We start from the raw sequence: 8,659 nt of genomic DNA on the forward strand, positions 1-8,659 counted from the left end.
GTCCCTCCCGTCTTCGCCCGAGCCGGAAGCCCGGTGCCGCACGGGGCCTCCCCCTCGTCGGCCTGCGGCAGGAGCCCGACCCGCGCAGGGCCGTGCTGTTGTTCTTCACCACCTGCGCCGTCGGCCCGTGGGACGACGGGCCGCTGCTCCCGGCCGACTGACCGTCAGGATCCGACCGCCATGAACACCGCCCTCAGTCCGTAAGAAGCCGACCGCCACGAGGCGTTGAGGCCCTGTCGCCCGACGCACGGAGGACACCGGTGCCATCCGTGCACGAATCGACCCGCCGCCGAGGTCCGCATCATGGCCGCCGACCCCGCCGTCGCCCAACGGGTGGCGCAGTTGCTGCGCCGCACCTTCCGCTGTGACGAGCAGCGCAGCATGTCGTTAAAGGGCACGCCACCGAGTCGCCCTGGCTGACCACCAGCCACACCCAGGCACAGCGCGCCCACGCCGACGAGCCGGGCTGACCCCGGCGCACCGCTGCACTGATCCACCGGCGCAGGCCCGGCGGCGACAGAGACCCTGACGCGGCGGCGACCGGCGCGAGTTCGATTCTCGTCACCCGCTCCAGGGCGTGTCAGTGGCGAGGAATACGTCCCTTGCTCCGCATCGCCGTACGGACCCGGTCCTCGGCCAGGGCACGGCCTGCGGTGTGTGGGGTGACGTCTTGGCGCTCGGCTTCTTCGAGGACGGTGAGCGTGTTGGCGCGCAGCCTGGTCGAGACGGTCTCGAAGATGGCGGTGGTGTCGGGCCGGAAGCCGGAGTAACGGGCGTCCATCGCGAAAGCGGCGGCGACGACGCCTCCGGCGTTGGCGACGAAGTCGGGGAGCACGGTGACGCCGCGCCCGGCGAGGATCGTCCGGGCGTCCGGAGACGTGGGCAGGTTGGCGCCTTCCACGACGAGCCGCGCCTTGATCTCGTGCGCGTTGGTGTGGTCGATGACGTCCTGGAGTGCGGCGGGCACCAGGATGTCGCAGTCCACGGTGAGTTCCGCGCCGGAGGCGAGCGTGGTGCCTCGGACCGGGAGGGTGACGAAGTCGTCGCCGTGCTCCTCGCGGGCCGTCAGGAGGTCGTCGACGTCCAGTCCGGTGGGGTCGTGCAGAGCCCCGTGGGCTGTGGAGACCGCCACGACGGTGGCGCCGAGTTCGGCGAATCGCCGGGCGGCCGCGCTGCCGACGGCGCCGAAGCCCTGGATGGCGACGCGGGCGCCGGCCAGGGGCAGCCCCAGGCGCCCGGCCGCGGCGTCCGTGGTTTCGGCGACCCCGTAGCCGGTGACGCCGAGCTTGTCGTACGCCACGCCGCCGAGGTGCTCGGGGGTGCCGACGGCGGCACCGCGGTCGCCCAGCTCGTCCTGGATGACGGCGGCGTCGTCCTCGGTCAGCCCCATGTCGAGCCCCATCACGTACTCGCGGGGCACCTCGTTGGACAGGGCGCGGGCGAAGGCCCGCAGGACGGCCTCCTTGTCGGGGGAGGCCGGATCGGCGACGATGCCGGCCTTGGCGCCGCCGTAGAAGAGGTCGACGCTCGCCCACTTCCACGTCATGACCCGGGCGAGGCGGGCCACCTCGGTGACGGTCACCGTGGGGCTCATACGGGTTCCGCCCTTGCCGATGCCCCGGGCGGTGTTGTCGATGACCAGGACACCCTTCATGCCGGTACGGCGGTGGGAGACGACGACGATCTTCTCCGGGCCCCAGTCGTCGACGAGGGAGAGTGCGTCAGTCACAGGTGGGTTCCTTGTCGGTCGCGGAAGGCTCGGTGGCGGAAGGCTCGGTCGCGGCAGGCTCGGTGGCGGCAGGCAGGGCTCGCGCGATGAGCTGCGCGAGGTGGGTGGCGGTGCGGTCGGTCCGCTGGGCGATCTGGGTGCGGCAGCTGAACCCGTCGGCGAGGACGTGCGTGTCGGGGGCGGCGGAGCGTACGGCGGGGAGCAGGACCTGCTCGCCCGCGGCGACGGAGACGTCGTAATGACCCCGCTCGAAACCGAAGTTACCGGCCAGGCCACAACACCCGGAGGCGAGCGTGGTGTTGTCCACCCCCATGCGCCGCAGCAGCTCGCTGTCGGCGCCGAAGCCGGAGGTCGCGTGCTGGTGGCAGTGGGTCTGGCTGATCGAGTGGGCGTCGATGCGCGGGGGCTGCCAGTCGGGGGCCCGGCGCGCGAGGAGTTCGGCCAGGGTGAGGGTGGCTTCGGCGAGGGCGCGGGCACGGGCCTGGTCGTCGCGGTCGCCGTCGCCGTCGCCGTCGAGGAGCTCGGGCAGGTCGGTCTTGAGCGCTGCCGTGCAGCTGGGTTCAAGGCCTACGACCGGCATGCCCGACTCGACCACGGGAACGAGCGCGTTGGTCGTGCGCCGCGCGATACGCCGGGCCGTGCCGAGTTGGCCGGTGGTGATCCAGGTCAGTCCACAGCACTGAGTGCCGTCCGGGACCTGGACGCGGAAGCCGGCGTCCTCCAGCACGGCGACCCCGGCCCGGAGGACCTCGGGTGTGAAGTGGTTGTTGAAGGAGTCGACCCAGAGCAGCACCGGGCCGCGACCGCCCTCGCCCCGCGGAGTGCGGCGGCGGAACCAGGTCAGGAAGGTCTCGTCCGCGAAGCGGGGGATCTCGCGCCGGCCGTCGATGCCGCCGAGCCGTTTGACGAGCGGCGCCAGCCGGGAGGCGGTGAGGGAGTTGACCAGTCGCGGCATCCGGGCCGCCAGGCGGGACAGCCGCGGCAGCCGGCCCATGGTGTAGTGCGAGACGGGCCGAAGACGCCCCCTGTAGTGGTGGTACAGGAACTCCGACTTGTACGTGGCCATGTCCACCTCGACCGGGCAGTCGGCGCTGCACCCCTTGCAGGACAGGCACAGGTCCAGGGCGTCGCGGACCTCGGTCGACCGCCAGCCGTCGGTGATCACCTCGCCCTGGGTCATCTCGTACAGCAGGCGGGCGCGGCCTCGGGTGGAGTCCTTCTCGTCGAGGGTGACCCGGTAACTGGGGCACATGACGTCGCCACGGTGGGCGGCGGCGCGGCACTTGCCGACGCCGACGCAGCGGCGCGTGGCCTTGGCGAAGTCGCCGTCGTCGGCGTGGAAGGCGAACCCTCTTGAGGGAGGGGCGAGCGGGAGCGGCTCGCGGTGCGGGCTGACGCGCAGGTTGCCGTCGACCGGCAGCGGCCGCACGATCATGCCGGGGTTCAGACCGTTGTCGGGGTCCCAGATCTCCTTGAACTCCTCGAACAGGGCGATGACTTCGGGCCCGTACATGAGCGGCAGCAGTTCGGAGCGGGCCTGGCCGTCGCCGTGTTCGCCGGACAGGGAGCCACCGTGCGCGGTGACGAGCCCGGCCGCGTCGGTGACGAAGGCGCGGAAGACGGCGGTGCCCTCTTCGGTGGTGAAGTCGAAGTCGATACGGACGTGCAGGCAGCCCTCGCCGAAGTGGCCGTAGACCGCGCCCTGCAAGCCGTGCCGGGTGAGCAGCTGGGTGAACTGGCGCAGATAGGAGCCGAGTCGGTCGGGCGGGACGGCCGCGTCCTCCCAGCCTGGCCAGGCTTCCGCGCCGTCGGGCGTGCGCGTTGCCAGGCCGGCGCCGTCCTCACGGATCCGCCACAGCCGACGGGCGCGTGCGGGGTCGGTGACGATCTCACTGCCGGTGAAGCCGGTGGTCTGCCGGGCTGTCTCGGCGAGTTCGGTGGCGCGCAGGGGCAGCGTATCCGCCGACTCATCGGATGCGGCGCCGAGTTCGGCGAACAGCCAGGCCCGGGCTGCGGGCAGGCTGTCGATCGCCGCGCGGGTCCTGGGGCGGGTGACGATGTCGGTCAGCGCCTGGTCGAGTCCCTCCAGGGCCAGCAGCCGGTGCTCCAGCAGGGCGGGTACGGCGTCGGCAGCGGCGCCGGTGTCCTGGAAGCCGAGGACCACCAGGGCCCGGGCGGGGGGCGGGGAGATCAGGCGGACGGTCGCCGAGAGGACGACGGCGAGTGTGCCCTCGCTGCCGACCAGGGCCCGGGCGAGGTTGAAGCGGCGCTCGGGCAGCAGGTGCTCCAGCGCGTAGCCCGACACCTGCCGCGGGAACCGGCCCAGCTTCGTACGCAGCGTCGCCAGGTTGTTCCGGGCGAGCCGGTGCAGGGACGCGATCAGCTGCCCGCGGTCGTCTCCGACGGCGACGGCCTCGTCGATCTCCCGCTGGGTCATCTCACCGAGCCGGACCACCGTGCCCCGGTAGGTGACCACCTCGAGTTCCAGGACGTTGTCGGCGGTTCGTCCCCAGGCCAGGGAGTGCGATCCGCAGGCGTTGTTGCCGATCATGCCGCCGAGCGTGCAGCGGCTGTGTGTGGACGGGTCGGCGCCGAACAGCAGGCCGTGGGCGGAGGCGGCCTTCTGCAGATCGTCCAGGACGATGCCCGGCTGCACCGTGGCGGCCCCGGCCTGCGGATCGAGCGCGAGCAGCCGGTTGAAGTGGCGGGAGAAGTCCAGCACCACGCCCGCTCCCACCGCCTGGCCGGAGGTGCTGGTGCCGGCCCCGCGCGAGGTGACCGGCACCCCCAGGCGGCGGCACACGGCAAGGGTGTTGAGGACGTGCCGCCGCTCGCGGGGGAAGACCACGGCGAGCGGGACCCGGCGGTAGTTGGAGGCGTCGGCCGAGTACTGTGCCCGCCTGCCTGCGTCACCGGCGACCTCTCCGCAGTCCCCTAGAGCGAGGGCCTCGGACACAGCCGCCGCATCGAGGCCGGCGCGGCCGCCGCGGCCCGGCGCTGTCGTGGTCACTGTGCTCGGTCCTCCTTGCCCACCAGACGCGTTCGCCCTGTTCCTCCCCCACGATGTGGGCCGGGCGGGGCCGCCACAAGGGACAGCAGAGCGAAAGAATTGATACTCCAGAGCAAGGGATGCTTGTGCTCGTGGTGCTTACGCTGGTCTCCCCTGTGAGGAGGCCGTCTTGCTGAAGCCACTGCACCTGCTCACGCTGAGGGCCGTCGTCCGCAGCGGGTCGTTCGCGATCGCGGCCCGCGATCTCGGCTACACCGCGTCGGCGATCTCGCAGCAGATCTCCGCCCTGGAGAAGGAGACCGGACTGGTCCTGTTCGAGCGCGAGGCTCATGGGATCCGTCCGACGGCCGCCGCCCACCGCCTGGTCGACCTCAGTGATCACGCGCTCGCCGCCCTGGACGACCTCGATCACCAGGTACAGGAGCTGGCCACCGGTGTCACCGGCCGACTGAGGCTGGGCAGCTTTCCCACCGCCGGCGTCAGGCTCGTACCGTCCGCCCTGTCGGCGTTCGTCGACAGCCACCCCCGTGCCCAGATCCAGCTGGAGGAGGGCGAGCCCGAGGAACTGGCCGCCGCACTCGGCGACGGCGACCTGGACATCGCCCTGGTGTACGAGTACGGACTCAGCCCCCGCCCATGGCCCGACGGTCTGACCCACCACCGGCTGCTGAGGGAGGACCTCGTGCTGCTCCGCGCCCGTGACAGCGGCCTGAGCGCGCAGCTCCCCCAGCTGTCGCGGGCCCGCTGGATCACCAGCCGGGAGGGCACCGCCGGGGGCCGGTCGACCGTACGGCTGTGTGCGGCGGCCGGGTTCGAGGCCGCGGTCGCCTTCCGCAGCAACAACTACGACGTCGTACGGGAGTTGGTGTCCGCGGGACTCGGAGTGGCGGTGGTCCCGGCGCTCGGCCACGCGCCGACGGACACCATCGTGGCCACGCGGCTCACCCATCGCTCCGCGTACCGCTCCGTGATGGCCCTGCACCGGAGCGAGAACAGTAATCCGCTGCTGGCCACGATGCTGGAGTCGCTGCGGCGTGCTGTGCCGGTGGGTGAGCCGTTTCTGCATCCGGTTCTGCACCCGGCCGAGCCGCAGGAAGCACGGTAATCAACCTGCGGGCCGGTGGGGGCTGGTCGCGCAGTTCCCCGCGCCCCTAAAGAGGCGCGAGCCGCCCCTCCGGTTCGTCCGAGTCCGGCATCTCGTTGAGGGCGTCGAGGTCGACCGAGTCGCCGGGCATGACCTGGCGGGTGCGGCGGTAGCCGTAGGCGGCGTAGATGACCAGGCCGACGGCCAGCCAGATGCCGAGTCGGAACCAGGTCTCCCACTTCAGGAACGACATGAGCCAGACGGAGAAGAGGATGCCGAGGATCGGCACGACGGGCATGCCCGGGCAGCGGAAGCCGCGCTTGAGGTCGGGCTTCCTGTAGCGCAGGACCAGGACGGCCGCGGAGACGACCACGAACGCCAACAGGACCCCGATGTTGGTGAGTTCGGCCACGGCGTTGATGGGCAGCACGCCGGCCAGCACCGCGGACACGACGCCGATGACCCAGGTCGCGCGGTGGGGAACCCGGCGCTTGGGGTGGATGGCGCCGAACCAGGCCGGCATCAGGCCGTCCCGGCTGAGGGCGTACCACAGGCGGGAGGCGCCCATCATGAAGGAGAAGGTCACGGTGACGATGCCGATGACGGCGCCGACCGCGATGAGGTTGGCGAACCCGTTCAGCCCGACGCTCGCGAAGGCGCTGGAGATACCGCTGCTCGGGTTGAGCTCCTTGTAGTTCTGAAGGCCGGTGAGCACGACGCAGACCAGGACGTAGAGGCCCATGGAGACCGCCAGCGAGATCATCATCGCCTTCGGCAGCTTCTTGCGGGCCTCCACCGACTCCTCGGCGGCGGTGCTGAGCGCGTCGTAGCCGAACACGGCGAAGAAGACCGTCGCCGCCCCGGTGAACGCGCCGCTCAGACCGAAGGGCGCGAAGGGGGACAGGTTGTCGGTGTTGACCTTGGTGAAGCCGACCACGATCACGAGCAGCACGATGGCGATCTTGATGATGGTCAGCACCGTCTCCACCCGGGCCGACGTGCGGGTGCCGCGGGTCAGCAGCCAGGCCACCCCGAGGCAGATCACGATGGCGAGCAGGTCGACCTTGTGGCCGGCCCCGGTACCGGGGGCGCCCAGCGCCCAGGTCGGCAGGTCGAGGCCGACCGAGTTCAGCAGGAACCCGAGGTAGCCCGACATGCCGATCGCGACCACGGCGACGATGGCCGTGTATTCGAGGAGCAGGTCCCAGCCGACGATCCAGCCGACCAGCTCACCGAGGACCGCGGCACAGTACGTGTAGGACGAGCCGGCCTTCGGCACCATGCCGGCGAACTCGGCGTAGGCGAAGGCCGCGCACAGGGACGCGGCCCCGGCCACCAGGAACGAGATGAGTACGGCGGGACCGGCCACGTCCCGGGCGACGGCCGCGGCGAGGCTGAAGATGCCCGCCCCGATGATGGCGCCGATGCCGATCATCGTCAGCTGGGTGAGGCCGAGGGTGCGCACCATGCGCTCGCCGGTCGGCTGTTCGGAGGGGAGTGTTCGCCGGAAGACTCCCTGCGGACCTCTTCCCAGCAAGGGGGGAAGAGAGGATTTCGGGGTGTGGGCGGGGGACATCGCTCGCTCCCTGTCAGGCAACGGCGGCCCGCGGGGCCGCTGTCGTGGCGGGGGTCACCACTGGCCCGAAACCATCACGCAGGATCCCGGTCCGCAGAAGGGGGCGGAGCGCGACAACTTGCGTCCCTGAGAGTAAGCAACGCTGGCGCACCCTCGCCGAAGAGCAAGGGAAACCTCTGAGAGACCCGCGCTACCCCGGGGTGTCACGCCGGGAATCGGCCACCGCCCGCAGGACGTCGAGGAGGGCCGCCACCGTGGGCCGGCCCTCCGCGGAGGAGCGGAACACCACGACGATGTGCCGCTCGACCGTCTCGCGCAGCCGCACCACGTCGAACCGCGAGGCGCGCAGTCTGAGCATCAGATCCGTCACCGTGCTCACCCCGATGCCCGCCTCGACCAGCGCCAGGGTGGCCGCGGTGTCGGTCACCTCGTGCCGTACGTCCGGCTCGACGCCCGCCCGCCGGCAGGCGGTGCGCACGGCGCGGCCGTAGTAGCTGTCGGCCCACGGCAGGATCCAGCGCAGGTGCTGGGTGTCGGCCAGGGAGATCTCCTCGCGGCCGGCCATCGACCCGGTGGGCACGGCGAGGGAGAACCGCTCCCGGTACAGCTGCGTCACCCGCAGGGCGGGGTCGCGGGGGATGGGTACGTCGGGGTAGTCCAGGCCGAGCGCCAGGTCCATGGCGCCGGAGGCGACGGCGTCGTACACCTCGTCCACGTCCATGTCGCGGCTGTGCACGTCGAGCCCGGGGTGGGTCTCGTGCACGCGCCGCAGGGCGAGCGGCAGGATCTCGGCGGCGGCCGTGGCGAACAGGCCGACCCGCAGTACTCCGGAGACCTCGCCCCGGCTGCGCTCCAGTGCCGACACGGCCTCGGCCTCCGTGGACAGGATCCGCTCGGCGTGCCGGGCCAGGGTCCGCCCGGCGTCGGTCAGTTCCACCCGCCGGCCCACCCGCCGCAGCAGCTCCATGCCGGTGGCCTTCTCCAGCGCGGCGATCTGCTGGGAGACCCCGCCGGGGGTGTATCCGAGGGCCTGGGCGACCGCGGTGATGGTGCCGCGCCGGGTCAGCTCCACCAGCGAGCGCAGCTGTGAACTCGTCCAGTCCATATAGAGAACCTAATAGATCGGACGCACAAACTGTTCATGGACGTCAATGGTTTGGTTGCGTCACGATGACGGGCAGCCAGCTGATCAGCGCCCTTCTCCACTTCTCTGGAAGGACGGCCCTTGTCCAGCTCCTCCTCTCCCTCCCCCTCTCCCTC

The 8,659-nt window shown here is 71.5% G+C and carries 5 protein-coding genes; 1 reads left to right on the forward strand and 4 read right to left on the reverse strand.

Annotated elements, in window-relative coordinates; all coding sequences use genetic code 11:
• Positions 1 to 580 precede the first annotated feature (580 nt).
• A complete protein-coding gene (locus tag FNH08_RS36975; RefSeq protein WP_322726097.1) occupies positions 581 to 1,729 on the reverse strand; it encodes a Glu/Leu/Phe/Val family dehydrogenase in 1,149 nt (382 codons plus the stop codon).
• On the reverse strand, positions 1,722 to 4,739 hold the full coding sequence (locus FNH08_RS36980; protein WP_322726098.1) for an FAD-binding and (Fe-S)-binding domain-containing protein: 3,018 nt from the start codon (positions 4,737 to 4,739) through the stop codon (positions 1,722 to 1,724). The genes FNH08_RS36975 and FNH08_RS36980 overlap by 8 nt, the downstream gene beginning before the upstream one ends.
• A gap of 169 nt (positions 4,740 to 4,908) precedes the next feature.
• Here FNH08_RS36980 and FNH08_RS36985 point away from each other — a divergent pair, with 169 nt between their 5' ends.
• Positions 4,909 to 5,844 carry a LysR family transcriptional regulator gene (locus FNH08_RS36985; RefSeq protein WP_152775909.1) on the forward strand — a complete coding sequence of 312 codons (936 nt, stop codon included), beginning with the start codon at positions 4,909 to 4,911 and terminating at the stop codon, positions 5,842 to 5,844.
• A gap of 46 nt (positions 5,845 to 5,890) precedes the next feature.
• On the opposite strand, the gene FNH08_RS36990 is transcribed toward FNH08_RS36985, so the two are convergent.
• Positions 5,891 to 7,291: an amino acid permease gene (locus FNH08_RS36990; RefSeq protein ID WP_228034579.1), complete on the reverse strand. Its 1,401-nt coding sequence runs from the start codon at positions 7,289 to 7,291 to the stop codon at positions 5,891 to 5,893.
• A 298-nt stretch (positions 7,292 to 7,589) separates the two neighbouring features.
• Positions 7,590 to 8,504, reverse strand: coding sequence for a LysR family transcriptional regulator (locus FNH08_RS36995; protein WP_152775911.1), 915 nt, complete (start codon positions 8,502 to 8,504; stop codon positions 7,590 to 7,592).
• Between the last annotated feature and the right edge of the window lie 155 nt (positions 8,505 to 8,659).

Origin of the sequence: Streptomyces spongiae (assembly GCF_009377185.1) — a bacterium.
In the GTDB taxonomy this organism is placed as follows: Bacteria; Actinomycetota; Actinomycetes; order Streptomycetales; family Streptomycetaceae; genus Streptomyces; species Streptomyces spongiae.

What these genes read in the sequence shown, in the direction of transcription:
- FNH08_RS36990 (WP_228034579.1), bottom strand. Translation starts at nt 7,291, where the DNA reads ATGGTGCGCACCCTCGGCCTCACCCAGCTGACGATGATCGGCATCGGC.
- FNH08_RS36995 (WP_152775911.1), bottom strand. Translation starts at nt 8,504, where the DNA reads ATGGACTGGACGAGTTCACAGCTGCGCTCGCTGGTGGAGCTGACCCGG.